The sequence below is a fragment of the Pantoea sp. ABR1s genome (genome assembly GCF_057812235.1).
This window is the reverse complement of the sequence record NZ_CM173823.1, coordinates 3,791,539-3,816,212: the sequence shown is the minus strand read 5'-3', so window position 1 is coordinate 3,816,212 and position 24,674 is coordinate 3,791,539. Positions and strand designations below refer to the sequence as shown.

The 24,674-nt window shown below is 54.4% G+C and carries 24 protein-coding genes; 18 read left to right on the top strand and 6 right to left on the bottom strand.

From position 1 onward, the window contains the following. Positions 1–54 precede the first annotated feature (54 nt). The 4 genes from ACXKZD_RS17990 (at position 55) to ACXKZD_RS17975 (ending at position 2,946) form a co-directional block, all read left to right on the top strand. Positions 55–423, top strand: coding sequence for a diacylglycerol kinase (locus ACXKZD_RS17990; RefSeq protein ID WP_010252234.1), 369 nt, complete (start codon positions 55–57; stop codon positions 421–423). A 105-nt stretch (positions 424–528) separates the two neighbouring features. Continuing rightward, a complete protein-coding gene (gene lexA / locus ACXKZD_RS17985; protein WP_010252231.1) occupies positions 529–1,143 on the top strand; it encodes a transcriptional repressor LexA in 615 nt (204 codons plus the stop codon). 100 nt (positions 1,144–1,243) lie between these two features. Beyond that, positions 1,244–2,566, top strand: coding sequence for an MATE family efflux transporter DinF (gene dinF, locus ACXKZD_RS17980; RefSeq protein ID WP_010672211.1), 1,323 nt, complete (start codon positions 1,244–1,246; stop codon positions 2,564–2,566). 167 nt (positions 2,567–2,733) lie between these two features. Then, positions 2,734–2,946, top strand: coding sequence for a CsbD family protein (locus tag ACXKZD_RS17975; RefSeq protein ID WP_010672212.1), 213 nt, complete (start codon positions 2,734–2,736; stop codon positions 2,944–2,946). 73 nt (positions 2,947–3,019) lie between these two features. Here ACXKZD_RS17975 and zur read toward each other — a convergent pair whose 3' ends face one another. Further along, complete coding sequence (gene zur / locus ACXKZD_RS17970) at positions 3,020–3,541, bottom strand: zinc uptake transcriptional repressor Zur (RefSeq protein ID WP_010252202.1); 522 nt, start codon at positions 3,539–3,541, stop codon at positions 3,020–3,022. A 450-nt stretch (positions 3,542–3,991) separates the two neighbouring features. Here zur and ACXKZD_RS17965 point away from each other — a divergent pair, with 450 nt between their 5' ends. From ACXKZD_RS17965 to pspG, 3 genes are all read left to right on the top strand, one after another. Beyond that, on the top strand, positions 3,992–5,239 hold the full coding sequence (locus tag ACXKZD_RS17965; RefSeq protein ID WP_089414667.1) for a conjugal transfer protein TraF: 1,248 nt from the start codon (positions 3,992–3,994) through the stop codon (positions 5,237–5,239). 107 nt (positions 5,240–5,346) lie between these two features. Then, positions 5,347–6,339, top strand: coding sequence for a tRNA dihydrouridine(20/20a) synthase DusA (gene dusA / locus ACXKZD_RS17960; protein ID WP_201500035.1), 993 nt, complete (start codon positions 5,347–5,349; stop codon positions 6,337–6,339). Between the two features lie 180 nt (positions 6,340–6,519). Beyond that, positions 6,520–6,786 (top strand): envelope stress response protein PspG, encoded by a 267-nt coding sequence (pspG, locus tag ACXKZD_RS17955; protein ID WP_201500036.1) that lies wholly within the window; start codon positions 6,520–6,522, stop codon positions 6,784–6,786. A 210-nt stretch (positions 6,787–6,996) separates the two neighbouring features. Here pspG and ACXKZD_RS17950 read toward each other — a convergent pair whose 3' ends face one another. Beyond that, positions 6,997–7,980, bottom strand: a complete 984-nt coding sequence (locus tag ACXKZD_RS17950; RefSeq protein ID WP_033770836.1) for a quinone oxidoreductase — start codon at positions 7,978–7,980, stop codon at positions 6,997–6,999. Between the two features lie 96 nt (positions 7,981–8,076). Here ACXKZD_RS17950 and dnaB point away from each other — a divergent pair, with 96 nt between their 5' ends. From dnaB to ACXKZD_RS17920, 6 genes are all read left to right on the top strand, one after another. Then, positions 8,077–9,483, top strand: coding sequence for a replicative DNA helicase (dnaB, locus tag ACXKZD_RS17945; protein ID WP_010252197.1), 1,407 nt, complete (start codon positions 8,077–8,079; stop codon positions 9,481–9,483). Between the two features lie 129 nt (positions 9,484–9,612). Continuing rightward, positions 9,613–10,092 (top strand): Lrp/AsnC family transcriptional regulator, encoded by a 480-nt coding sequence (locus ACXKZD_RS17940; RefSeq protein WP_010252196.1) that lies wholly within the window; start codon positions 9,613–9,615, stop codon positions 10,090–10,092. Positions 10,093–10,332: 240 nt separating this feature from the next. After that, positions 10,333–10,947, top strand: coding sequence for a YitT family protein (locus tag ACXKZD_RS17935; protein WP_003855751.1), 615 nt, complete (start codon positions 10,333–10,335; stop codon positions 10,945–10,947). Between the two features lie 40 nt (positions 10,948–10,987). Further along, a complete protein-coding gene (locus ACXKZD_RS17930; protein WP_010252191.1) occupies positions 10,988–12,181 on the top strand; it encodes an amino acid aminotransferase in 1,194 nt (397 codons plus the stop codon). A 121-nt stretch (positions 12,182–12,302) separates the two neighbouring features. Next, positions 12,303–12,722: a secondary thiamine-phosphate synthase enzyme YjbQ gene (locus ACXKZD_RS17925; protein ID WP_187495787.1), complete on the top strand. Its 420-nt coding sequence runs from the start codon at positions 12,303–12,305 to the stop codon at positions 12,720–12,722. Beyond that, a complete protein-coding gene (locus tag ACXKZD_RS17920; protein ID WP_010252186.1) occupies positions 12,722–13,045 on the top strand; it encodes an MmcQ/YjbR family DNA-binding protein in 324 nt (107 codons plus the stop codon). The genes ACXKZD_RS17925 and ACXKZD_RS17920 overlap by 1 nt, the downstream gene beginning before the upstream one ends. A 52-nt stretch (positions 13,046–13,097) precedes the next feature. On the opposite strand, the gene ACXKZD_RS17915 is transcribed toward ACXKZD_RS17920, so the two are convergent. Then, the gene (locus tag ACXKZD_RS17915; protein WP_010672218.1) at positions 13,098–14,162 is read right to left on the bottom strand and encodes an NAD(P)-dependent alcohol dehydrogenase; all 1,065 of its coding nucleotides are present in this window, start codon (positions 14,160–14,162) and stop codon (positions 13,098–13,100) included. A gap of 233 nt (positions 14,163–14,395) precedes the next feature. Continuing rightward, positions 14,396–17,224, bottom strand: coding sequence for an excinuclease ABC subunit UvrA (gene uvrA / locus ACXKZD_RS17910; RefSeq protein WP_010252182.1), 2,829 nt, complete (start codon positions 17,222–17,224; stop codon positions 14,396–14,398). Between the two features lie 224 nt (positions 17,225–17,448). Between uvrA and ssb1 the strand changes: the two genes are divergently transcribed. Continuing rightward, positions 17,449–18,012: a single-stranded DNA-binding protein SSB1 gene (ssb1, locus tag ACXKZD_RS17905; protein WP_010252180.1), complete on the top strand. Its 564-nt coding sequence runs from the start codon at positions 17,449–17,451 to the stop codon at positions 18,010–18,012. A 71-nt stretch (positions 18,013–18,083) separates the two neighbouring features. Here ssb1 and ACXKZD_RS17900 read toward each other — a convergent pair whose 3' ends face one another. After that, positions 18,084–18,605 (bottom strand): isochorismatase family protein, encoded by a 522-nt coding sequence (locus tag ACXKZD_RS17900; RefSeq protein WP_488981783.1) that lies wholly within the window; start codon positions 18,603–18,605, stop codon positions 18,084–18,086. A 120-nt stretch (positions 18,606–18,725) separates the two neighbouring features. On the opposite strand from ACXKZD_RS17900, the gene ACXKZD_RS17895 reads away from it, so the two are divergent. Both ACXKZD_RS17895 and ACXKZD_RS17890 read left to right on the top strand, forming a co-directional pair. Next, on the top strand, positions 18,726–19,553 hold the full coding sequence (locus tag ACXKZD_RS17895; RefSeq protein ID WP_010252176.1) for an AraC family transcriptional regulator: 828 nt from the start codon (positions 18,726–18,728) through the stop codon (positions 19,551–19,553). A gap of 77 nt (positions 19,554–19,630) precedes the next feature. Beyond that, on the top strand, positions 19,631–20,590 hold the full coding sequence (locus ACXKZD_RS17890) for a DMT family transporter (protein ID WP_488981782.1): 960 nt from the start codon (positions 19,631–19,633) through the stop codon (positions 20,588–20,590). Positions 20,591–21,514: 924 nt separating this feature from the next. Here ACXKZD_RS17890 and ACXKZD_RS17885 read toward each other — a convergent pair. Beyond that, a complete protein-coding gene (locus tag ACXKZD_RS17885) occupies positions 21,515–21,910 on the bottom strand; it encodes a transposase (RefSeq protein WP_003855733.1) in 396 nt (131 codons plus the stop codon). Between the two features lie 525 nt (positions 21,911–22,435). Here ACXKZD_RS17885 and ACXKZD_RS17880 point away from each other — a divergent pair. Together ACXKZD_RS17880 and ACXKZD_RS17875 are read left to right on the top strand one after the other, a co-directional pair. Further along, complete coding sequence (locus ACXKZD_RS17880) at positions 22,436–23,692, top strand: oligosaccharide flippase family protein (protein ID WP_010252170.1); 1,257 nt, start codon at positions 22,436–22,438, stop codon at positions 23,690–23,692. An 8-nt stretch (positions 23,693–23,700) separates the two neighbouring features. Beyond that, positions 23,701–24,651 (top strand): ATP-grasp fold amidoligase family protein, encoded by a 951-nt coding sequence (locus tag ACXKZD_RS17875; protein WP_010252168.1) that lies wholly within the window; start codon positions 23,701–23,703, stop codon positions 24,649–24,651. Positions 24,652–24,674 lie beyond the last annotated feature (23 nt).

Sequence of the window (24,674 nt, the reverse complement as noted above, 5' to 3'; positions counted from 1 at the left end):
CAATTGCACGCAGCCCAGACATTGACGTCAATCCGATGAAAGGGTTCCCACATCATGGCAAATAATGCCACCGGACTTATCAGAATAGTAAAAGCTGCAGGTTACTCATGGCAGGGACTGCGTGCCGCCTGGCAACATGAAGCGGCGTTTCGGCAGGAAGCGCTGGCTGCGCTGGCCGCTATTGTTATCGCGTGCTGGCTGGATGTCGATGTGGTCTCCCGCATCCTCATGATTGGGGCGGTGGTGCTGGTGGTCATTGTTGAAATCCTCAATAGCGCCATTGAAGCAGTGGTCGACCGCATCGGTCAGGAGCATCATCCGCTGGCGGGTCGGGCAAAAGACATGGGCTCGGCGGCGGTGCTGATCAGCATCTTACTGGCACTCTTCGTCTGGATCGCGCTGCTCTGGACACATTTGCGATAAGCCTTCCATAACGCGTCTGAGGGCGCGTTTTCCCTGACAATCGGTTTCCATTTCACCAATACCTGTATATACTCACAGCGACTGTATAAACAACCAGGGGGCGGGATGAAAGCATTAACCAGCAGGCAGCAGCAGGTCTATGACCTGATTCGCGACCATATTTCTTCAACGGGCATGCCGCCTACGCGTGCCGAGATCGCCGCGCAGCTGGGCTTCCGTTCGCCGAACGCGGCAGAAGAGCATCTGAAAGCGCTGGCGCGCAAAGGCGTCATCGAGATCGTTTCCGGTGCATCGCGCGGCATTCGACTGTTAATGGAAGAAGAAGCCTCAGAAGGGCTACCGCTGATTGGCCGGGTTGCTGCCGGTGAGCCGATCATGGCGCAGGAACATATCGAAACCCACTACAAGGTCGATCCGGGCCTGTTTAAGCCGTCTGCTGACTTCCTGCTGCGCGTCAGCGGAATGTCGATGAAAGATATCGGGATTATGGATGGCGACCTGCTCGCGGTGCATAAAACCCAGGATGTGCGTAACGGCCAGGTTGTGGTTGCCCGCATTGATGATGAAGTCACCGTTAAGCGCTGGAAAAAGCAGGGTGCTATCGTGCATCTGCTGCCGGAAAACAGCGATTTTGACCCGATTGTTGTCGATACCCGTGCGCAGTCACTGACCATAGAAGGTCTGGCTGTTGGCGTGGTGCGCAACGGCGAGTGGCTCTGATTCTTCTGCCAGCGTGCATTCGCCTTCTCTGATGCTATTCTGTCTGCCCTAATTTTGTCGCTGCCTCTTTTGCGCAGCGACACTGAGCACGGAACGGCGAATGCGCTTTATTACGGCAACCGATAAAAATCTCTGGCGGCTTGCGCTGCCGATGATCCTTTCAAATATCACCGTTCCCTTACTGGGAGTGGTCGATACTGCAGTAATTGGTCATCTCGACAGCCCTGTCTATCTTGGCGGGGTTGCGGTCGGGACTACAGTGACCAGCTTCCTCTTTATGCTGCTGCTTTTCCTTCGAATGAGTACCACTGGCCTTACGGCGCAGGCATTTGGCGCTGGCGATAAAATGGCGCTGGCACGCGCGCTGACTCAGCCGCTGATCATTGCGCTGCTGGCGGGCGTACTGTTCATCGCTTTGCGTTATCCGATTATTCAGCTGTCGACCCATCTGGTTGGCGGCAATCCCGATGTACTCGAACAGGCGGCACTGTTTATTCAGATTCGCTGGCTCAGTGCGCCTGCCACGCTGGCAAACCTGGTCATTCTGGGCTGGCTGCTGGGCGTGCAGTATGCACGCGCGCCGGTGATCCTGCTGGTGGTGGGCAACCTGGTTAACATCGTGCTCGATCTCTGGCTGGTGATGGGGCTGCACTGGGGTGTCGCGGGGGCGGCAACCGCCACGGCGCTGGCGGAATACATTACGCTGGTTGTCGGCAGCATCATGGTCTGGCGGGTGTTAAAACTGCGCGGAATTACGCTTAGCCTGCTGAAGCAGAGCTGGCGCGGTGACAGCGGCCGGCTGCTGCGACTGAACCGGGATATCATGCTGCGCTCTCTGATGCTGCAACTCTGTTTTGCCTCGCTGACCGTACTGGGCGCCCGGCTGGGTCCGGATGTGGTGGCGGTTAACGCAGTATTACTGATGTTTATTACTTTTACTGCCTACGCGCTGGATGGCTTTGCCTATGCGGTTGAAGCTTTTGCGGGTGAGGCGCATGGTGCAAAAGATGGCAGCAAACTCCTGCGCGTCTGGCACTCTGCCTGTCGGCAGGCGGTAGTGGTGGCGCTGTTCTTCTCGCTGATCTATGCCATTTTTGGCCCGCAGATCGTTACTCTGCTGACCTCTCTTCAGTCACTTCAGCAGACAGCGGACCGCTATCTGGTCTGGCAGATGATAATGCCGCTGATCGGCGTCTGGTGTTATCTGCTGGATGGCATGTTCATCGGAGCGACGCGCGGGCGTGAGATGCGTAACAGCATGGTAGTTGCCGCAGCAGGCTATTTTCTGACGCTGCTTAGCGTACCGGTGCTGGGTAACCATGGTCTTTGGCTGGCAGTCACGGTTTTCCTGGCGCTGCGCGGCCTGTCGCTGTGGCTCATCTGGCGTAAGCACTGGCGTCAGAACAGCTGGTTCGATGCCTGAGTCAGCCGTGGCTGCACGCAAGCCGATACGGATTATTCTGTATTATTCCACGGTTAATAAATTGGCTACTACAATTAACTCTATGCAGCGCAGTTAACCAGCGCTTTGTATCGTTATTTTGTTAAGTAGCAAGATAATCATTAAAACCCGAGGATTGGAGGTCTGCCATGAATAAAGACGAAGCAAGCGGCAACTGGAAGCAGTTCAAAGGCAAAATGAAAGAGAAATGGGGCAAGCTGACCGACGATGATATGCAGGTTATCGAAGGTAAACGCGATCAGCTGGTCGGCAAAATCCAGGAGCGTTACGGCTCTACCAAAGATGAAGCCGAGCGCGAAGTAACCGCCTGGGAAGGTCAGAACAAAGATCACCGCTGGTAATCAGACAATAGCTTGATAATCAGCTGAATGCGTTCCGGTGGGCCCTCACCGGAACCGCACAAGGATGTGCCGATTACCCGCGTTTCCCCCGCTTTTTACCCTCATCCTGATGGTCATGCTCGCAGCTTTCATGGTGCGTACAGGCTTCAACCGCAGCACAATTTTCACATAAACCATGCGCTTCAATCACGCTGTGGCGTAATGCAAACTGCGCTTCACCTGCCAGACCAGCAATAATCTTCTCTACGCCCTGCGCCTGCTTCTCTGTAACGGCGGCACAGCGGTCACAGACCAGCATCACCGATGTATGTGCTGGTGCCTCAAAATGGTGACACATGACGTAGCTGTTGTTGGATTCCACCCGATGAATGAAACCCTGCTCCAGCAGGAAATCGAGCGCCCGGTAAACCGTGGGTGGCTTGGCCTGTGGCTCGCTGACCCGGAGTTGATCCAGCAGATCGTAGGCGCTGATCGAGCCAGGCTGCTCGGCCATCAGGCGCAACACTTCAGCACGCTGCGAAGTCAGACGCACACCGCGCTGCAGGCACATCTTTTCGGCCTGAATCAAAATTTGCTGCGACGTCATGTTTGTCATGAAAATTCTCCGCTGGATAAGTGATGTTATTTTATCACACATAGTTTCGCGGCGCTGAGGTTGGTTTTCGTCTGAAAAAACAGCATCATTTGCCTGATAAAGCAGCACATTCAGAATTTAAGCCGTCTTCTATCTCAAATCTGACGACAAATCAGATCCATTCTGAATCCACCTGAAGCGGAATTTGTTGGCATTTTGCTTTGCATCTCACTGAGTTAAGAAGTAATGTTCAGAAAGACTTAAGAAAAGTCTGGCATTATTTGAAATATCCCAATGCAGTTTGAACAATTACAACGGTTTTTTGATTGGAAAACGTCCAATCCTTTGAATTAAGACACTGTTTCCTTTGAATTCACAGCAATAACGCGTTAGCCAGGGTTCACAATAGGGCTAACAAACTATTCAGTCATTGAATGTTTCAATGACAATTTCTCAGGTGATGGCAGGCAAATGGTGAAAAAATCCGCTCAACGTTCAGCGCTAATCTACACAGCTGTAACGACCGCGCTTTTCCTTTCTTCTTCCGCCATGGCGGCAGGGACCTGGTATGATGCACGTAATGACGCCATGGGCGGCACCGGCGTAGCATCTTCTCTTTATGGCTCCGCAGTGCTGGCGAACCCGGCATTAATGACGCGCGCCAAACCCGACGATAGCGTCAGCATTATTTTCCCTTCAGCCGGTATTCAGGTCACCGACAAAGATAAGCTGATCGATAAAGTCGATGATATTACGGACACCGTTGATCGCTATCGCACGGTGCTGGGTAACCTCACACCAGCGGATTTCTTCCGTGCTAACTCTGAATTGCGCGCGGCCTCAGGTGATGTGGCAAATAAGCTAAGCGATTTGCGCGGTAACAAAGCAGACGGTTCTGCCGGCGCGGCTGTTGCCGTTACCATCCCTAACGAAACTCTGCCTTTCGCCTTTATCACCAAAGCCTACGGGACAGCGCACGTCCGCGCTAACGTGGTACAGAGTGATATTGACTACCTGCGCAGTATAGAAAACGGGGCGTTTCCTCGTCCTGGCGATCAAAATAACCTGCGCTCCAGCGCGAATGGCTTAGCGGCGCTGGTCACCGATTATGGTGTTGCGGTGGCGCATGAGTTCACCATAGCTGGTCAGCCAGTATCGGTAGGCGTCACACCGAAAGTGCAGAAAACCTGGCTCTATAACTACACCGCCAGCATTTACAACTACGACAAAAGTGACATCAATAACAGCCAGTATCGCAGCACCGACACCGGCTTTAACGTTGATGCCGGTCTGGCGACCACCTTTGCTGAAAACTGGACGCTGGGTGTAACCGGACAGAACCTGGTTTCACGCGATCTGCAGACCAAAGAGGTCAATGGTTTCCGCGACACCTACCAGATTCGCCCGCTGGTCACCACCGGTCTGGCCTGGGATAAAGGTCCGTTTACCGTGACGGGCGATGTGGATCTGACTGAAACCAAACGCTTCAAAACTCAGGATAACAGCCAGTATGCGGCAGTGGGCGCGGAATACCGCGTACTTGACTGGCTGCAGCTGCGTGCAGGTTATCGTGCGGACATGCGTTCTAACGACGAAAATGTCGCTACGGCCGGTTTTGGTCTGTCACCGTTTAACAAAGCCGTCCATCTGGATTTGGCGGGCTCTGTAGGTGCTAACAACACCTGGGGCGCGATGATGCAGCTGGGCTTTAACTTCTAAGCGCGTTATTCAGACTGTTCGGGGGCGGGCGATGCACTATCGCCCGCCCTTGTGTTATCCTTGCACAGAATTCCATCACCCCTTAATTACCGGATTGTCTGCGCTTCATGCCTAATTTCTCTTCGCAACGTTTCTCTATCGCCCCTATGCTCGACTGGACCGATCGTCACTGTCGCTATTTTCATCGCCAGTTGACCGGTGACACGCTGCTCTACACCGAAATGGTGACTACGGGCGCAATCATTCATGGCAAAGGGGATTACCTGGCTTACAGTGAGGCTGAGCATCCGGTCGCGTTGCAGCTTGGCGGTAGCGATCCGGCGGCACTGGCGCAGTGCGCGAAGCTGGCAGAGCAGCGCGGCTACGATGAAGTGAATCTTAATGTCGGCTGTCCCTCTGATCGGGTGCAGAATGGCCGTTTCGGCGCCTGCCTGATGGCCGAGGCGAATCTGGTCGCAGATGCCGTTAAAGCGATGCGCGACGTGGTTTCAATTCCGGTCACGGTGAAAACCCGCATTGGTATCGATGAGCTGGACAGCTATGAATTCCTGACCGATTTTATCGGCGCGGTGGCGGGACGCGGTGAGTGTGAGACATTTATCATTCATGCGCGTAAAGCCTGGCTCTCCGGCCTCAGCCCGAAAGAGAACCGCGAGATTCCACCGCTGGATTATCCCCGCGTCTATCAGCTGAAACGCGATTTTCCGCAACTGACCATTGCCCTCAATGGCGGCGTGAAAACGCTGGAAGAGGCACTGACCCATCTGCAACACCTTGACGGCGTGATGATGGGACGTGAAGCCTACCAAAACCCCGGCATTCTGGCGCAGGTCGATCAGACATTGTTTGGTCGTCAGCATCCGGCGGCGAACCCGGTTGAAGTGGTGCGCGCCATGTATCCCTATATTGAAGCGGAACTGGCGAAGGGGACGTATCTGGGACATGTCACGCGCCATATGCTGGGTCTGTTCCAGGGGATCCCGGGCGCCCGCCAGTGGCGACGCCACCTGAGTGAAAATGCCCACAAACCCGGTGCCGATGTCCGTGTGCTGGAAGCGGCGCTGGCGCTGGTCGCCGATAAAATCCCGCAGGAAGCCTGACGCCTCATCTGAACCCGAAAAAACCAGCGCTGAATGCTGGTTTTTTTTACGCCACTATGTGGTTTTTCTCACCAGGTTGCGCTCTTCTGTTTATCTCTTATCACTAGAAAATCAATGAGTTAATTGTTGGCACGTTTTTTGTAGTAACTATAACAATCGGAATCAAAAAGGAGCGCTGACGTGGAAATTTTATTCGTATTAGGGTTTTTCCTGATGCTGTTGCTGACCGGCGTTTCGCTGTTAGGCGTGCTGGCGGCACTGGTGGTCGCAACCATCGTGATGGTTGTCGGTGGGCTGTTTGCAATTGTTATTAAAGTGTTGCCGTGGCTGGTGCTGGCGGTGATTGCGGTCTGGCTGCATCGTGCCTTTTTTGGCGACAGCGATGAGCGAGCACGTCGCAAGCTGCGGCGTAAGATCAACAGGTTAGACCGCAAAGGCTGGCGCTAAATGCGGTGAAGATCACAGTGTGAGAGATTGGTCGGGGCTGATCTGCAATTAAACATATTTTTTACTTATGTTTTCTGGCAGGATGCCTGTCGTCAAATCGATGTGCCATCGACTCGACACGAATTCATCGCCGCTGTCCCTACACCAGCGCGAACAAAAAATAAAAATAGAGAAGGGCTTCCCACGGGAAGCCCTTTTTGTTGCTCACTACTATGGAATTAAGAGACAGGATCCCTGCGTGGCGCGGCTCTCCAGCATCTGATGCGCTTTGCTGGCCTCTTTCAGCGCAAACTTCTGCTGCTCCGGCACATCAACTTTAATTGCGCCGCTCGCCAGCAGCGAGAAAAGCTCGGCACTGGCGGTTTCCAGCTCCTGGCGGTTGGTGATATAGCCAAACAGTGAAGGGCGGGTCACAAACAGCGAGCCTTTCTTATTCAGAATGCCGAGATCAATCCCTGTCACCGGACCCGAAGCATTGCCAAAACTGACCATCAGCCCATGACGGCGCAATGAGTCCAGCGATGCTTCCCAGGTATCTTTGCCCACTGAGTCATAAACTACGCCCACTTTTTTCCCGTCGGTCAGTTCGCTGACGCGTTGCGCAATATTCTCTTCGCGGTAGTTAACCGTCGCCCAGGCGCCGGCCTTTTTCGCCATCGCTGCCTTTTCTGCTGACCCGACTGTGCCAATCAAATGGGCACCCAGCGCTTTTGCCCACTGACAGGCAATTAACCCGACGCCGCCCGCTGCGGCATGAAACAGGAAGGTCTCACCGGCGCTGATTTTATAGGTCTGGCGCAGCAGATATTGTGTGGTCAGCCCTTTCAGGTAGCTGGCTGCGCCCTGCTCAAAGCTGATCGCCTCCGGGAGATGCATCAGGCGATCTTCCGCCACGTTGTGCACTTCGCTATAGGCCCCCATCGACGCCAGACAGTAGACCACGCGATCGCCGGGCTTAAATAATGTCACGCCACGTCCAACCCGCGACACCACGCCTGCGGCTTCTGTACCCAGGCCAGAGGGAAAAGCGGCGACCGGATAAAGCCCGCTGCGAACATAGGTATCGATGTAATTAATCCCGATAGCGCGATGTTCTACCTGCACTTCATGTTCGGCCGGGTCAGCAGGTTCAAAATCTGTCCACTCTAAAACGTCCGGGCCGCCATGTGCGCTGAACTGAATACGCTTTGCCATTCTGACTCCTGTGATTGTTTCATCATGAGGGTGAGGCACGCACCCCAACTAAGGTATACTTGCGCGTCCCCACAGAAGATCGGTAATGCATTCACTATGGCAGGAAATAAACCCACCAACAAATCGAACGAAACGCAGGATCGCCAGCTCGCAGGCGTGAAAATGCCCCCGCATTCGCTGGAAGCGGAGCAGTCGGTGCTCGGTGGGTTAATGCTGGATAACGAGCGCTGGGACAATGTCTCTGAGCGCGTCGTCGCGAATGATTTTTTCAACCGCTCGCATCGGCTGATTTTTTCAGAGATGCAGCGGCTGCTGGAAAACAGCAAACCTATTGACCTGATTACGCTCTCCGAATCGCTGGAAACCCGTGGCGAGCTGGAGATGGCGGGCGGCTTCGCCTATCTGGCGGAACTGGCGAAAAACACCCCGAGCGCGGCGAACATCGGCGCCTATGCTGACATCGTGCGCGAACGTGCGGTGGTGCGTGAGATGATCGCCGTCGCTAACCAGATTGCCGATGCCGGTTATGATCCGCAGGGGCGTAACAGCGAAGAGCTGCTCGACTTCGCGGAGTCGAACGTCTTTAAAATTGCGGAAGCGCGCGCGGATAAGGATGCTGGCCCGAAAAACATCGAGCAGATTCTGGAATCGACCGTTTCCCGTATCGAATCGCTCTATCAGACACCGCACGATGGCGTCACCGGCGTCGATACCGGCTATCAGGATCTGAATAAAAAGACCGCGGGCCTGCAGGGTTCTGATCTGATTATTGTTGCAGCACGTCCTTCGATGGGTAAAACCACCTTTGCGATGAACCTGTGCGAAAACGCCGCCATGCTGCAGGAAAAACCGGTGCTGATCTTCAGTCTGGAGATGCCCAGCGAGCAGATCATGATGCGTATGCTGGCGTCACTCTCCCGCGTCGATCAGACCCGCATCCGTACCGGGCAGCTGGATGATGAGGACTGGGCGCGTATTTCCGGCACCATGGGCATCCTGCTGGAGAAGAAGAACATGTACATTGATGACTCTTCCGGCCTGACGCCCACCGAAGTGCGTTCACGCGCCCGACGCATCTACCGTGAAAACGGTGGATTAAGCATGATCATGATCGACTATCTGCAGCTGATGCGCGTGCCGTCGCTGTCGGACAACCGTACGCTGGAAATTGCTGAGATCTCCCGCTCGCTGAAAGCACTGGCCAAAGAGCTGAACGTGCCGGTTGTGGCGCTGTCGCAGCTTAACCGCTCGCTGGAGCAGCGAGCCGATAAACGTCCGGTCAACTCGGATCTGCGTGAATCGGGCTCGATCGAGCAGGATGCGGATTTGATCATGTTTATCTATCGCGATGAGGTTTACCACGAAAACAGCGATCTTAAAGGGATCGCGGAGATCATTCTGGGTAAACAGCGTAACGGCCCGATCGGTACGGTACGCCTGACCTTTAACGGTCAGTGGTCACGCTTCGACAACTACGCTGGCCCGCAATACGACGACGAATAATCCCCGGTTTGTGCTGTCATGCACGATCTGTGCATGACAGCCCCCATCATCACAAAATAGTGTTGGACAACCTCTCGGGTTATCGGGTTATCTGTAACAAAGCGACGCCCATCACGCTGTGGAAACGGAATGACTCACGTAGACGATTACGACCTTAAAATCCTGACTTTATTACAATCCAACGGCCGTCTGACCAATCAGGAACTCAGCGATCTGGTCGGCCTTTCTGCCTCACAATGTTCCCGCCGTCGTATCAATCTGGAACAGGCTAATCTGATCCTGGGTTATCATGCCCGGCTGTCGCCCGATGCCATCGGGCTTGGCATGGTGGGATTGATTGAGGTGCGTTTAATTAACCACACCGCAGAATATGTTGAGAGCTTTCACCGGATGGTGGAGCAGGAACAGGCGATCGTGGATGCCTATAAAACCACCGGCGATGCGGACTATCTGCTTAAAGTGGCAGTGGCCGATCTCAATTCCCTTAGTGCGTTAATCAGCCAGTTAGTCGCGGGCCACCAGAGCGTTTCCCATGTGAAAACCTCGGTAGTGCTGGGACGCATGAAAGAGAACGGGCTGATGATGCTGCCTGAGCAGAAGACGCGCTAAAAAGGTGCGCGCTGTGCGCTTTTGGTGCACACTTGCGGCAATTAATGCGAAGAGCGCGCATAGAATCGGACTTTAACGCATAGGTTGACGGTATCTGACGGAATTTATGCACAAAGTTCTTTTTTAAAGCGCCTTAGATATCAATGGGATATCGCTGGCACCCGGTTTACAGCAGTTCAGTGCTGTGGCGATGGTGCGTTTTTTGCATCGAAACCGCATCCTTTGCACTGAGAAAACCCCATGGATAACATCGCAGAACCCTCCCGCGTCCCGCATTCGCGCATCGAAGATGCGCTGGCGATGGTGCTTGGCACCCTGATGGTCTCGTTCGGCGTCATTATGCTGAAACAGGCGGGGGCGCTGACCGGCAGCACCGCAGGCATCGCCTTTCTGATCAGCTACCTGTCGCCGCTTTCGTTCGGCAGCGCGTTTTTCCTGATCAACATCCCTTTTTACTGGCTGGCGGTAAAACGCATGGGCTGGGAGTTTACGCTGAAAACCTTCTGCGCCGTCGGTCTGGTGTCGCTGTTCACCCAGCTGCACCCGCTGTTCGTCCACTTTTCTGACCTTAACCCCTTCTATGCGACACTGTTCGGTAACGTCATCATGGGAATCGGGTTTATAGTGTTATTTCGTCATAAGGCGAGCCTGGGCGGCATCAATATTCTGGCGCTGTGGCTACAGGATCGCTTTGGGATCCGCGCGGGGAAACTGCAAATGGCCGTCGATACCTGCGTCGTGCTGGCGTCACTCTTTGTGGTGAGTGGCCCCATCCTGCTCGCGTCGATTGCGGGTGCGGTGATCCTGAATCTGATTATTGCAATGAACCACCGTCCGGGACGCTATCGGGTTTAATCCGCATCTTCCCTCTGGACCAATCATGGAGACCTACACCGTGTTTCAAAACGTTGATGCCTATGCTGGCGATCCGATTCTGTCGTTGATGGAAGCCTTCAAACAAGACCCACGCGAACACAAAGTTAACCTGAGTATCGGCCTCTATTACGACGAAAAGGGCATCATCCCGCAGCTGAAGGCTGTAGCCGCTGCCGAAGAGCAGATCTATGCTGAGCCGCATCAGGCATCGCTCTATCTGCCAATGGAAGGACTGAACAGCTACCGTAGTGCGATTGCACCGCTGCTGTTTGGTGCCGATCATCCGGTGTTAAACGCGGGCCGTATCGCCTCTATTCAGACGCTGGGCGGTTCTGGCGCGCTGAAAGTGGGCGCGGATTTCCTTAAGCGCTACTTCCCGCAGTCTGCGGTCTGGGTCAGCGATCCGACCTGGGAAAACCACGTCGCGATTTTTAATGGTGCAGGTTTTGAGGTAAATACCTATCCCTGGTATGACGCAGAGACCCACGGCGTGCGGTTTGATGCCTTTATCAGCACCCTGAAAACCCTGCCAGCGCAGAGCGTCGTGCTGCTGCATCCCTGCTGTCATAACCCGACCGGTGCTGACCTGACCGATGCGCAGTGGGATCAGACCGTTGAGGTGCTGAAAGCACAGCAGCTGATTCCATTCCTGGATATCGCCTATCAGGGCTTTGGGGCCGGCATGCAGCAGGATGCCTATGCGTTGCGCGCGGTCGCGGCGGCGGGCCTGCCAGCCCTGGTGAGCAACTCCTTCTCCAAAATTTTCTCGCTCTATGGCGAGCGCGTGGGCGGTCTCTCTATCGTCTGTGACAGCGCCGAAGAGTCAGCGCGTGTGCTGGGCCAGTTAAAAGCCACGGTTCGCCGCAACTACTCCAGCCCGCCGAATTTCGGTGCGCAGGTTGTCGCGCGCGTACTCAACGATGACGAGTTGAAAGCCAGCTGGCTGGCTGAAGTGGAAGCGATGCGCTTACGCATTCTGGACATGCGTCAGTCGCTGGTGGACGTGCTGAGCACTGCACTGCCAGGTAAAAACTTCGACTACCTGCTGAAGCAGCGTGGCATGTTCAGCTACACCGGCCTGAGTGCGCAGCAGGTCGATCGTCTGCGCAACGAATTTGGCATCTATCTGGTGGGCAGCGGCCGCATGTGTGTGGCCGGTCTGAACAGCAAAAATGTGCATCAGGTGGCTGAAGCGTTTGCCGCCGTGATGTAACGGCCGCCAGGCTGTAAAAAAAACCGTCAGGGTGCTCTCTGGCGGTTTTTTTATGGGTCAGGGTTTACCTTTCGGCGACATGCTGCACACTTAAACGGGGTAACCGTTTCAGGAATAAGCTATGTGGCATCAACAAACTATTACGCTGAGCGCGAAGCCGCGCGGGTTTCATCTGGTCACCGATGAGATCGTGAACTCGCTCTCCGGACTGCGTGATATCAAAACCGGTGTGCTGCATCTGCTGTTGCAGCACACTTCGGCGTCGTTAACCTTAAATGAGAATTGCGACCCGACGGTGCGCAGCGACATGGAGCAGCATTTCATGCGGCACGTGCCGGAGAATGCGCCTTATCAGCACGACTACGAAGGGCGTGATGATATGCCGGCGCACATCAAATCGTCGATCTTAGGGGTTTCGTTGTTATTACCGGTTCAGCGGGGACGTCTGGTGCTGGGCACCTGGCAGGGTATCTGGCTGGGCGAGCATCGCATTGAGGGCGGTGCCAGGCGGATTGTCGCCACTTTACAAGGGGAATCGTAATGAATAACTCAGACTTACTGACCTATTGCATGAGTAAGCCGGGCGCGGAGCAGAGCGTCCACAGTGACTGGAAAGCCACGCAGATTAAAAGCAACGGCGTGCTGTTTGCGATGGTACATGAGGCGAAAGGGCGGCCAGCGGTCTCGCTGAAATCGACGCCTGCGCTGGCCGAATTACTGCGCGAAGAGCATAGCGATATTATTCCCAGCGAGCATCTGAACAAGTCACACTGGAGCACGCTGTTCCTGGACGGTTCGCTGAAAGATTCGCAGATCTACTATCTGGTCGATGCCTCATTCCAGCAGGTTGCAACGGCCCGCTAAACGGCAATAAAAAACCCTCTTACCTGAGCAAGAGGGTTTCAGAGGCAGCGGGTTACGCGACAGGCTGCTCGCGCAGGGTATTGATGTCGATAACGAAGCGGTATTTCACATCGCTTTTCAGCATGCGCTCATAGGCTTCATTGATCTGGTCCATCGCGATCAGTTCAATGTCTGACGTAATGCCGTGCTCACCACAGAAATCGAGCATCTCCTGGGTCTCTGCGATGCCGCCAATCAGTGAACCGGCGATGCTGCGACGCTTGAAGATCAGGTTAAATACCTGCGGTGCCGGGTGATCGTGCTCCGGTGCACCCACCAGCGTCATGTTGCCATCCAGCTTCAGCAGGGTGATGAAGGGATTGAGATCGTGCTGAGCCGCCACGGTATTCAGAATGAAGTCGAAGCTGTTGGCGTGCTGCGCCATCTGCTCCGCATCTTTGGAGATCACGACTTCATCGGCACCCAGACGTTTGCCATCTTCAATTTTGGAAGGCGAAGTGGTGAACAGCACCACATGTGCACCCATGGCATGGGCAATTTTCACGCCCATATGGCCCAGGCCGCCTAAGCCTACGATACCCACTTTCTTGCCCGGGCCGACATTCCAGTGGCGCAGCGGCGAGTAAGTGGTGATACCGGCACACAGCAGCGGTGCCACGCCCGCCAGCTCCAGGTTCTCGGGAATGCGCAGCACAAAGCTCTCATCAACCACCATCGACGTTGAGTAACCGCCGTAAGTAATGGCGCCGGTTTCACGATCTTCACCGTTATAGGTGCCAACAAAGCCGTTTTCACAATACTGCTCCAGACCCTGCTGACAGCTCGGACAGCTGCGGCACGAATCGACCATGCAGCCTACGCCGACCAGATCGCCGACTTTGTATTTCTGCGTCTGCGGGCCAACGGCCGTGACGCGACCGACAATTTCATGGCCCGGAACCACGGGAAAAATGGTGTTTTTCCACTCATTACGGGCCTGATGCAGGTCTGAGTGGCAAACGCCACAGAACAGCACCTCAAGCTGAACGTCATGGGCGCGCAGCTCACGCGGCTTAAAATCGAACGGTGCCAGTTTGGATTTTGCATCCTGAGCAGCATACGCATGCGTAATATTCATGGTGTCTCCAGTTTCGATGTGTCGTGAGTGTTATTCGATGAAGTGCAGCAGCGTTGATGTGCTGCGAAAACAGGGCGACGCCAGGGGCGTGCCAAAGAGGAACCGCTTAAGGATAGTCAGCGTGGGGAAAAGCGTATATGCCTATACATGTCTGAATCTTGCCTGATTCTGCAATTTTCTGGCTGAATCGACAGGGGAGAGTAAAAGGCCCGCACGCGGCGGGCCTGACAGAATTACTTCTGTAACAGTGGCTTCAGGAAGCGCGCGGTATGTGATTTCTCACACTCCGCCACGGTTTCTGGCGTACCAGCCACCAGGATTTCACCGCCGCCGCTGCCGCCTTCCGGACCCAGGTCGACAATCCAGTCTGCAGTTTTGACCACATCCAGGTTGTGCTCAATCACCACGATGGTGTTGCCCTGATCGCGCAGCTTATGCAGCACTTCCAGCAGCTGCTGGATATCGGCAAAGTGCAGGCCGGTGGTCGGCTCATCCAGAATGTAGAGTGTCTGACCGGTGCCACGCTTCGACAGCTCACGCGCCAGCTTCACGCGCTGGGCTTCACCGCCGGAAAGGGTGGTGGCGGACTGACCGAGGCGGATGTAGGTGAGACCCACATCGATCAGCGTCTGCAGCTTACGCGCCAGCGCCGGCACCGCATCGAAGAACTCACGTGCCTCTTCGATGGTCATTTCCAGCACTTCGTGAATGCTCTTGCCTTTGTACTTCACTTCCAGCGTTTCACGGTTATAGCGTTTGCCTTTGCACTGATCGCACGGCACATAAATGTCCGGCAGGAAGTGCATTTCGACTTTCAGCACGCCATCGCCCTGACAGGCTTCACAGCGTCCGCCACGCACGTTAAAGCTGAAGCGGCCCGGATTGTAGCCGCGTGAACGTGCTTCCGGCACGCCCGCAAACAGTTCACGCACCGGGGTGAAGATGCCGGTGTAGGTGGCCGGGTTGGAGCGCGGTGTACGACCAATCGGGCTCTGGTCGATGTCGATCACTTTGTCGAAGTGCTCCAGTCCCGCCACGTCACGGTAAGGTGCCGGTTCGGCGATGGTCGCGCCGTTCAGCGCCCGCTGGGCAATCGGGAAGAGCGTATCGTTGATCAGGGTCGATTTACCCGAGCCGGAAACACCGGTAATACAGGTGAACAGCCCGACCGGCAGCGTCAGCGTGACATCCTTGAGGTTGTTGCCGCGTGCGCCGGTAATCTTCAGTACTTTGGCCGGGTCGCCTTTGACGCGCTCCTCTGGCACTGCAATGCCACGCTTGCCGCTCAGGAACTGGCCGGTCAGTGACGCTTCCTGCGCCATGATCTGATCAACCGTGCCTTCAGCCACCACCTGGCCGCCATGTACGCCCGCACCCGGACCGATATCGATCACATGGTCAGCGGCACGAATCGCATCTTCATCATGCTCAACCACGATCACCGTGTTACCGAGGTCGCGCAGATGAATCAGGGTGCCGAGCAGGCGTTCGTTGTCGCGCTGGTGCAGGCCGATTGAAGGCTCATCCAGCACATACATCACGCCGACCAGACCGGCACCGATCTGGCTGGCCAGACGGATACGCTGTGCTTCACCACCGGACAGGGTCTCGGCGGAACGCGACATCGAAAGATAGTTCAGGCCGACGTTGACCAGGAAGCTCAGGCGATCGCCAATCTCTTTCAAAATTTTCTCGGCGATCTGCGCACGCTGGCCGCTGAGTTTCATGTTTTCAAAGAAGGACATCGCATGGCCGATGCTCATCTCAGAGATGGTCGGCAGCGTGGTGTTCTCCACGAAGACATGACGCGCTTCACGACGCAGACGGGTTCCTTCACAGCTGGCACAGGCGCGGTTGCTGATAAATTTCGCCAGCTCTTCGCGTACCGCTGAGGACTCGGTCTCTTTGTAGCGGCGCTCCATGTTATTGAGCACCCCTTCAAATGGATGACGGCGCACCGAGGTGTCGCCGCGATCGTTGATGTACTTAAATTCGATGCTCTCTTTGCCTGATCCGTACAGAATCACTTTCTGTACGTTTTCTGGCAGGCTGCCGAACGACGCTTCGATATCAAAATCGAGGTGTTCCGCCAGCGAACGCAGCATCTGGAAGTAGTAGAAATTGCGGCGATCCCAGCCGCGGATTGCACCGCCCGCCAGCGAGAGTTCAGGATTCTGCACCACGCGGTCAGGATCAAAATATTGCTGTACGCCAAGGCCGTCACAGGTCGGACAGGCGCCCGCCGGATTGTTAAACGAGAACAGGCGCGGCTCCAGCTCGCTCATGCTGTAACCACAGATCGGGCAGGCGAAGTTAGCCGAGAAGAGCAGCTCTTCTGCGGCGCTGTCATCCATGTCCGCCACGATGGCTGTCCCGCCGGAGAGCTCCAGCGTGGTCTCAAACGATTCCGCCAGGCGGGTTGCGAGATCTTCACGTACTTTAAAGCGGTCAATCACCACTTCAATGGTGTGCTTCTTCTGCAGCTCGAGTTTTGGCGGATCGGAGAGGTCACACACTTCGCCATCAATACGCGCACGGATATAGCCCTGGGTCGCCAGATTCTCCAGCGTTTTGGTGTGCTCACCCTTACGATCTTTCACCACCGGCGCCAGCAGCATCAGGCGACGGCCTTCCGGCTGGGAGAGCACCTGATCGACCATCTGGCTGACGGTCTGCGCCGCCAGCGGCACATCATGATCCGGGCAGCGCGGTTCGCCAACGCGGGCAAACAGCAGACGCAGGTAATCATGGATCTCGGTGATGGTTCCCACGGTCGAGCGTGGGTTGTGCGAGGTGGATTTCTGTTCAATGGAAATGGCGGGCGACAAACCTTCGATATGATCGACGTCCGGCTTCTCCATTAACGAAAGAAACTGGCGCGCATACGCAGAGAGCGACTCCACATAGCGGCGCTGACCTTCCGCATACAGCGTATCAAACGCCAGTGAGGATTTACCGGAACCTGACAGGCCGGTTACCACAATGAGTTTGTCGCGTGGGATGGTCAGGTTGATGTTTTTCAAATTATGGGTGCGGGCACCACGAACTTCGATCTTATCCATTCACCTTTCCCGGATTAGCAGCACTCACCGCGCCTTGCCGACACGGCCAGAATAAACGTGTCATTATGGCACAAAAAATAGACTGAATAAATATCCAGTACTCTCAGCCTCCGGCGCGCAGCGGATTAAAACTGGAACCCCGCTCGAAAGTGGGAAACAGACCGCAGGACGTGTTAGAATTGATAGATTAGACTGTATGCATTAACTCATCGGGAGACAGCAACATGGCCAGTCGTGGCGTTAACAAAGTGATTCTTGTCGGGAATCTGGGTCAGGATCCGGAAGTACGTTATATGCCAAATGGTGGCGCTGTTGCCAACATTACGCTGGCTACGTCGGAAAGCTGGCGCGACAAGCAGACCGGTGAAAACAAAGAGATCACTGAGTGGCACCGTGTGGTGCTGTTTGGCAAACTGGCTGAAGTCGCGGGTGAATACCTGAAAAAAGGGTCGCAGGTCTATATCGAAGGCCAGCTGCGCACCCGTAAATGGCAGGATCAGGGTGGCCAGGAGCGTTACACCACCGAAGTCGTGGTTAACGTTGGTGGTACCATGCAGATGCTGGGTGGCCGTCAGCAGGGCGGTAATGCCGGTGCAGGCGCTCCAGCCGGTGGTGGCGCGCAGGGCGGTGGCAACAACAATGGCTGGGGTCAGCCGCAGCAGCCGCAGGGCAACAATAACCAGTTCAGTGGTGGCGCGCAGTCCCGTCCGCAGCCGCAGCCACAGAGCGCGCCGGCCAGCAACAACAACGAACCACCAATGGATTTCGACGACGATATTCCGTTCTGATTCCGTTGGCCAGAGAGTACAAAAAAAGCCCGCTTTGCGGGCTTTTTTTATGCGCGGCGTCTGGCGGCCAGCTACGACCATTCCGCCAGAATCGCCTCCGTGCTCAGCACACCTGGCACGTTGCCGGGGATCAGCAGTGAGGCCCACACATCATTGTGCTGGTTAATCAGTGCTTCGGCGCTGACCCAGCGGCGATCTGCCGTGGTGTGCGCATCGGCGGCAACGGTAATCGCATAGCCCGCACTGGCACCGACTTTTATCGTGGTATCCAGGCAGTAGTCAGTGGCACAACCGCACACCACAAATTCCTCTACCGCCAGCCTCTTTAACAGCGTGGCCAGGTCGGTGTGCCAGAAGCTGTCGCAGGCAGTTTTGGTCACATAGTGTGCGCCAGCAGGCTGAGCGATTTCCGGCAGCAGCCCGAAAGCCGCATTACCCTCGCACATCTCGCCTTCGCGGTGCTGGATAAATATTGTGATATCGGCGCGTTCGGTCAGCCGGTTAATCTGTGCAATCCTTCCCGCTGTGTCGAAGCGTGGCGTGCTGAAGACGCCATTCTGCATATCAATGACCACGACTACCCGCTGTGCCATGCTTAATCCCATCTGGTTTGAAAAAAGCAGTGTTACCTGAGGCATTGCGGAAAGCAATCTTTTGCATTTTCCCCCCTGTCACAGGCATGCTAAACCGACTGGTTAAATAAGGAGAGAGAAGTGGAAGGTGTTCCGGCGAGTTTTCCCTGTGAGAAAGACCGCGCCCGGTTTCAGCAACTCGCCGAGCTGCCCGGTGTGGAACTCTATCAGGCCCACATCTCCCGCTACGCATTTGAACCCCATACCCATGAAGCCTTTGGTATCGGCACCATTGAAGCGGGCGCGCAACGCTTTCGCTACCGCGGCACCGAATATACTGCGCCGGAGAACTCGCTGGTCATGATGAATCCGGATGAGCTGCATACCGGTGAGTCAGCGTGTGAAGAGGGCTGGCGCTACCAGATGATCTACATTCAGCCGCAGCTGATGGATGAACTGACCGGCGATCGCGGCTGGTGGTTCAACGAGGCGCTGTTGACCGATCCGCGCGTGGCGCGGCCGCTCTCCCGCACGCTGGCGACACTCTGGCAGGCGGAATCACCACTGGCGCGCCAGAGCCTGCTGGCTGAACTGCTGTTGCAGATTCGTCCGCTGGCACGCATGTCCTCACAGGGCAGACCGGATGCACGGCATCGTTTTGATCAGGTAAGAGACTTTCTGCGCGCAAACCTCGCAGAACCGGTGCGGCTGGATGAGCTGGCGGCGCTGGCCTCGCTTTCGCCGTGGCACTTCTTACGCGCCTTTCGTCAGCACTATCACGTTACGCCGCATCAGATGCTGATGGCTTTCCGGCTTTACGACGCCAAGCAAAGGCTGGCACAGGGTGAAGCGGCTGCCAGCGTTGCGGCGGCGGTGGGATTAACCGATCAGGCCCATCTGACCCGCGCCTTTGCAAACCGTTATGGCATCACGCCGGGCCGCTATCAAAAGCAGGTGCGCCAGCCCTGATACCACCGCAATCTGCTACAAGCATTCCCCGCCCGAACCCGCCACACTGAACGAAAAAGCTATATAAGGAAGAAATTATGTTTGCTGGTGTCATGTTTGCCGTCACCGCCGGACTGCTGTGGGGGCTGATCTTTGTCGGGCCGCTGCTGGTGCCTGACTATCCTGGCGCGCTGCAATCGGCGGGACGTTATGTGGCGTTTGGGCTGATTGCGCTGCCGCTGGCCTGGCACGGTCGTCATCGCCTGCGCAAGCTGGCCCGGACTGACTGGCGTGAGGCGGTAAAGCTCTCGCTGGTGGGAAACCTCTTCTACTATGCGTTTCTGGCGAACGCCATTCAGCGCACTGGCGGACCGGTCTCCACCATGATTATCGGCACGCTGCCGGTGGTGATCGCTGTGACGGCCAATCTCTGTTACGGCCATCTTGAAGGACGCCTGCCGTGGCGGCGGCTGTTTCCGGCACTGGTCATGATGGCGGCCGGATTACTCTGCGTGAATGCGGCGGAGCTACAGAGTCAGGGCCACACGCTTGATCTCAGCCGTTATCTGACCGGTATCGCGCTGGCGCTGCTGGCTGTGGTCTGCTGGACCTGGTATCCGCTGCGCAATGCCCGCTGGCTGCGTACACATCCCGAACTGCGGCCCTCGACCTGGGCAACAGCGCAGGGAGTTGTGACGCTGCCGATGGCGCTAATCATGTACGCGCTGGTCAGCGCGCAGCTCGCCTGGCAACAGCCGGCTTTTTCGCTGCCGTTTGGGCCGCGTCCTGCGGTGTTTATCTCCCTGATGCTGGCGATTGGTCTGCTCTGTTCCTGGCTGGGGACCTTATGCTGGAACGCTGCCAGCCAGCGTCTGCCCACCGTACTGATAGGGCCACTGATTGTTTTTGAGATCCTTTTCGGTCTGTTGTGGACTTTTCTCTGGTATCAAAGCTGGCCACCCCTGCTCACCGTGACGGGGATTACTTGTCTGATGGCTGGTGTCCTGTGGGCAATGCGCATTAAACCGCAGCCTCTCGTCGTCGCGGTTAAAGAGTAAACCGCGAAGATTGCCAAAAGACCTCTGCCGCGCGGATAACACGCCGCGCGGCTTTTTAAGATTAAACCCTACCCCGATTTGCTCGCTCTGCGGCAGATTTGTGCCGCGAAATCGATTTCATGCCTCTGCGTAATCGTGCCTTTACCCCCGAAAGCCTCTTTCATCCCCTGTTTGTCAGTGAAAAAACGGGACTGATGGTCTCCTGAACATAGCCATGTTTAGCGTTGCCAGGGAGGAACTGTTCAGATATCGGTCATTAATCAGGAAAAATCGCGCAGCATTATGGACGTTATGCTTTTATCAGCGGCTTTTTATTGCGGTATGGTCCTGAGAAAGGGAGGCTGAAAACCACTATTAACTTCACTCAGTGATGAATGAGTAAGAAAACTCCGCCGCTGCGTTAATAATTAAAGATTAATCTCTGGCATCAATGATGCGCAATGAAGAGAGCGAAAAGATAGACACATAACGTTAGTGATAAGGAGCAATAAACTATTTATCCTGGATTAATCCTGGAGAAAGTATATGCCATTAACCCATTCCCCGGAATTAAACGCAGCCGCAAAAATTTGAGTCAGGTCCAGCATTAACTCAAATATACGGTGATTGCTTTTTGCGCGATGTTTAAATTGGCTTAATGATATTGAGACGATTTAGTTCCGACGATTAGCTGGGCTTACGTAAGAAAGGGAGGGCCCAATCCCGCGTAAACGAGATTGGGAAGGGAAGAATAGCCGTAGAATGCGAGACGTTTGCTGTTGTGAATCAATTTTACCGCAAAAAAAGAAGCTTAGCCGTGAAGCCATTCATTAGTTATAAATGGAGCGGAAAAGGGTGCCGCAATTGTCCTGTTAAATGATCTTCATCTCTTCTGGTAAGAACAAATCTCAGCGTTAAGTCTAAAAAGCGCGGTAGCATTGGGGTTTAGCGGTTCTCCGTGCCTGACGGATAATGGTATACGCTGCGACTGATATCTAATAAGCGGCAGCTGCGACGGGTGCCGATGTCAAAGGTGGCCTGCAGGAAATCCACAGCCTGACGTTTTTCATTAGTGGTAAAGAAGTGCTTCAGAACGCTCTGCAGCATCTCTTTGTCCGAGTTGAGCGTCTGCAGTTCACGCGTGATGTTCTGCAGTTTTTCTTCCAGCTCTTTGATTTTTCTGCCTTCTTCCGAAGACAACCCAGAAAACTTCTTCTTCCAGCTGTAGAACGTGGCTTCAGAGATGCCTAACTCTTCACAAATCTCTCTGACTTTCACGCCCGATTCAGAAGCTTTAATGGCATTTGTGATTTGATCTTCGCTGTATCGTGACTTTCTCATAAATGCTCTTACCTTTCTTATCGATTAATGGATGAGAATGACTTTAATAATTTCTGGCACTGTAAGATTCTATTAAGGCAGTATTAAAGTGCGCGAATTGAATTGCGAAGCCTAAATTAAGATATTTAGAATAAATATCATCATGGGATAAATCTTATTTTATTCTTATCCGGTGGGCGTGCCTTCCTGGAGGGGGGTTTTTGTTATAAATTCATCGCATCCAAAATACGAAAAAATTCTACGTACATTGGATATTTAGCCTGACCGACTTGATTAATATGGCGGGAAGGGCTCTTAAAGGTTGTTTTATTTTCAGCCTGAAATCGTTTCCATCTGAAGTGATTCGCGCCATTTATAATAAGAATTATCCTGAATTAACACTCCGGATCATGATTTACATCTCAATTTTCGGACCAGCTTGGTCTGAAGTCTTACATTTTCGCCAGGCCCACTGAGCGCTTATTAATTCGTTACAGGGATGTTGTACCGAAGCGGTTGTAGTTGAGTAATACTAAGGAAGAGTCGATGAAATTGAGCGTAATGTCTAATGCCGCCTGGATGATGTCTGAGAAGATCATCTCCGTTTTTGGCGTCATTTTTGTGACGTCTTACGTGGCGAAATCCTTTGGCCCAACGGTGTTTGGCCAGATGGCGTTTTCTACTTCACTATTTGCGATGGTGCAAACCGTTGCAATCTTTGGCACCGAAACCATTCTGTTTAAACGCGTCAGCAAAAATGCGTCAAAAGGCCTGCGCCTGATGACCATCGCCCGCACGATGAGAATGGTGCTGTTGCTGGTCACTTCGGTGCCAGTCTTAATCTGGGTCTGGTACAACATGCAGGAAAATTTCCTGGCGTTTGCACTGGCCTCATTTGTTGCCTCGGTTTTTGTCACCCAGGACACCTTCAGCGTTTATAACAACGCGCGTCTTGCCTCGCGTCTTAACACCATCGCCAACGCCGTGGGCATGCTGCTGAGTTTCGGCATCAGCTTCACCGTCGCCTGGCTGCGTCTTAATCCGCTCTGGCTGACGCTGTCGATTGTCGCAGTGACTCTGGTGCCTTACCTGATTAAGCGTCACAACTTCTATCAGGACCATCAGGATCAGATGCCACCACGCGAAAAGCGCACGGCCTATCTGCGTTATCTGATGTATGCCGGTCTGCCGCTGGCGATCTCCAGCATCTTTATCTCTGTGCAGGTAAAAGCGGCGCAGATGTTCCTGGCAGGCACGGCACCCGCGCGCGACCTCGGGCTGTTTGCGGCGGCGAATACCATTTCCGCCTCATGGATTTTTATCCCGGTGGCGCTCATTACCTCCTGCTTCACTGAAATCTTCAGGGAGCGCGGCGAGGTCGCCATTAAGCTGGCTGCGCGGCTCAATGGCTATGTTATGGCGGTTTCATTGCTGATGCTGCTGATCATTTCGCTTTATGGCGAGCGGATCATCATTGCGTTGTACGGCCCGGAATTCACACAGTCAGGAAGTCTCATTACGTTGCTGTCGATAGCGACCAGCTTTTCGGCAATGGGGACCGTAGCGTATCGCTACATGGTCAAAGAGGGAGGATTTAACTACTTGCTGAGGAAAATCATCTGCCTGATGGTCATCAGTTTGCCGCTCTCCTGGTGGTTGATCCAGGGTCACGGCATCATGGGGGCCGCGTGGAGCGTTTTCCTTTCAGAACTTTTGTCCCTGACCGTAATGAATTACTTCTTTAAAAACGGCGTCATTCAAAAGATTCAGGTTTCCTCACTCAACTACAAAACATACAAATGAGGTCAGATATGCTCAAGTTGAAAGAAGAACTCAGAAGAAGTGTGCAGTATTTTATTAAGAAGATGCCCTGGGCTTATCAGGACCGCATCTACTACTTCCATAAGTTCAGAAAGCTGCCCAATCTGCGTCAGCCAAAAGTGTTCAACGAGAAGGTGTTGTACCGTAAGTTTATCTTCGGCGATTACCAGAGCTATGGTCGTCTGTCAGATAAGTACTCGGTGCGCGAATTCATTGCTGAAAAAATCGGTAATGAATACCTGATCCCGCTGGTACACGAAACCACTGACCCGACCACGCTGAACAGCTTACCCTGCTGGAAGGGGACGGTGATCAAGCCGAACCACGCCTCCAACATGGTAGAGATTTTGCTGGAGGAGCCGGACGCACTGCGCAAGCAGCAGATCATTCATGACTGCTATCGCTGGCTGAAGACCGACTTCGCCAACGAAGCGCGTGAGATTCACTATCGCTACATCAAGCCACGTATCCTGGTTGAGAAGTACATTGGTGATGGCAAAAGCGCGCCGATTGATTACAAGTTTCATATGTTCAACAAGCGTGATGGCAAGTTCGAATATGTGCTGCAGGTGATCTACAACCGCTGCCAGCCGCTGCTGTCGATGAATTTCTACGTGAATAACCTCAATGAGGCCTATCACAAGATTCGCGATACCGGTCTGGATGTCTCACCGATTATGCCGTCACTGGAACATGCGCTCGAACTGAGCAAGAAGCTGGCCAGTGATTTCGACTACGTGCGTGTGGACTGGTATATCCATGACGAGCGCATCTACTTTGGCGAACTGACCTTCACCCCAGGTGCAGGACTGGTCACCGGATTAGATCGTGGTTTAAATCAGATGATGGGAGATATGTGGATTCAGGACCGCCGCGGAACGCAGAGCCCGGGCGTTACAGTGCAGGATGTTAATATTCCTGCCATGTTGAAGAAAATTTAAGCACACACAGCAATATAAAAAAC

Bases quoted from the DNA above. Each gene is read 5' to 3' on its own strand.
- ACXKZD_RS17990 (WP_010252234.1), top strand. From the start codon at position 55: ATGGCAAATAATGCCACCGGACTTATCAGAATAGTAAAAGCTGCAGGT.
- lexA (WP_010252231.1), top strand. From the start codon at position 529: ATGAAAGCATTAACCAGCAGGCAGCAGCAGGTCTATGACCTGATTCGC.
- dinF (WP_010672211.1), top strand. From the start codon at position 1,244: ATGCGCTTTATTACGGCAACCGATAAAAATCTCTGGCGGCTTGCGCTG.
- ACXKZD_RS17975 (WP_010672212.1), top strand. From the start codon at position 2,734: ATGAATAAAGACGAAGCAAGCGGCAACTGGAAGCAGTTCAAAGGCAAA.
- zur (WP_010252202.1), bottom strand. From the start codon at position 3,541: ATGACAAACATGACGTCGCAGCAAATTTTGATTCAGGCCGAAAAGATG.
- ACXKZD_RS17965 (WP_089414667.1), top strand. From the start codon at position 3,992: ATGGTGAAAAAATCCGCTCAACGTTCAGCGCTAATCTACACAGCTGTA.
- dusA (WP_201500035.1), top strand. From the start codon at position 5,347: ATGCCTAATTTCTCTTCGCAACGTTTCTCTATCGCCCCTATGCTCGAC.
- ACXKZD_RS17950 (WP_033770836.1), bottom strand. From the start codon at position 7,980: ATGGCAAAGCGTATTCAGTTCAGCGCACATGGCGGCCCGGACGTTTTA.
- dnaB (WP_010252197.1), top strand. From the start codon at position 8,077: ATGGCAGGAAATAAACCCACCAACAAATCGAACGAAACGCAGGATCGC.
- ACXKZD_RS17940 (WP_010252196.1), top strand. From the start codon at position 9,613: ATGACTCACGTAGACGATTACGACCTTAAAATCCTGACTTTATTACAA.
- ACXKZD_RS17935 (WP_003855751.1), top strand. From the start codon at position 10,333: ATGGATAACATCGCAGAACCCTCCCGCGTCCCGCATTCGCGCATCGAA.
- ACXKZD_RS17925 (WP_187495787.1), top strand. From the start codon at position 12,303: ATGTGGCATCAACAAACTATTACGCTGAGCGCGAAGCCGCGCGGGTTT.
- ACXKZD_RS17920 (WP_010252186.1), top strand. From the start codon at position 12,722: ATGAATAACTCAGACTTACTGACCTATTGCATGAGTAAGCCGGGCGCG.
- ACXKZD_RS17915 (WP_010672218.1), bottom strand. From the start codon at position 14,162: ATGAATATTACGCATGCGTATGCTGCTCAGGATGCAAAATCCAAACTG.
- uvrA (WP_010252182.1), bottom strand. From the start codon at position 17,224: ATGGATAAGATCGAAGTTCGTGGTGCCCGCACCCATAATTTGAAAAAC.
- ssb1 (WP_010252180.1), top strand. From the start codon at position 17,449: ATGGCCAGTCGTGGCGTTAACAAAGTGATTCTTGTCGGGAATCTGGGT.
- ACXKZD_RS17900 (WP_488981783.1), bottom strand. From the start codon at position 18,605: ATGGCACAGCGGGTAGTCGTGGTCATTGATATGCAGAATGGCGTCTTC.
- ACXKZD_RS17890 (WP_488981782.1), top strand. From the start codon at position 19,631: ATGTTTGCTGGTGTCATGTTTGCCGTCACCGCCGGACTGCTGTGGGGG.
- ACXKZD_RS17885 (WP_003855733.1), bottom strand. From the start codon at position 21,910: ATGAGAAAGTCACGATACAGCGAAGATCAAATCACAAATGCCATTAAA.
- ACXKZD_RS17880 (WP_010252170.1), top strand. From the start codon at position 22,436: ATGAAATTGAGCGTAATGTCTAATGCCGCCTGGATGATGTCTGAGAAG.
- ACXKZD_RS17875 (WP_010252168.1), top strand. From the start codon at position 23,701: ATGCTCAAGTTGAAAGAAGAACTCAGAAGAAGTGTGCAGTATTTTATT.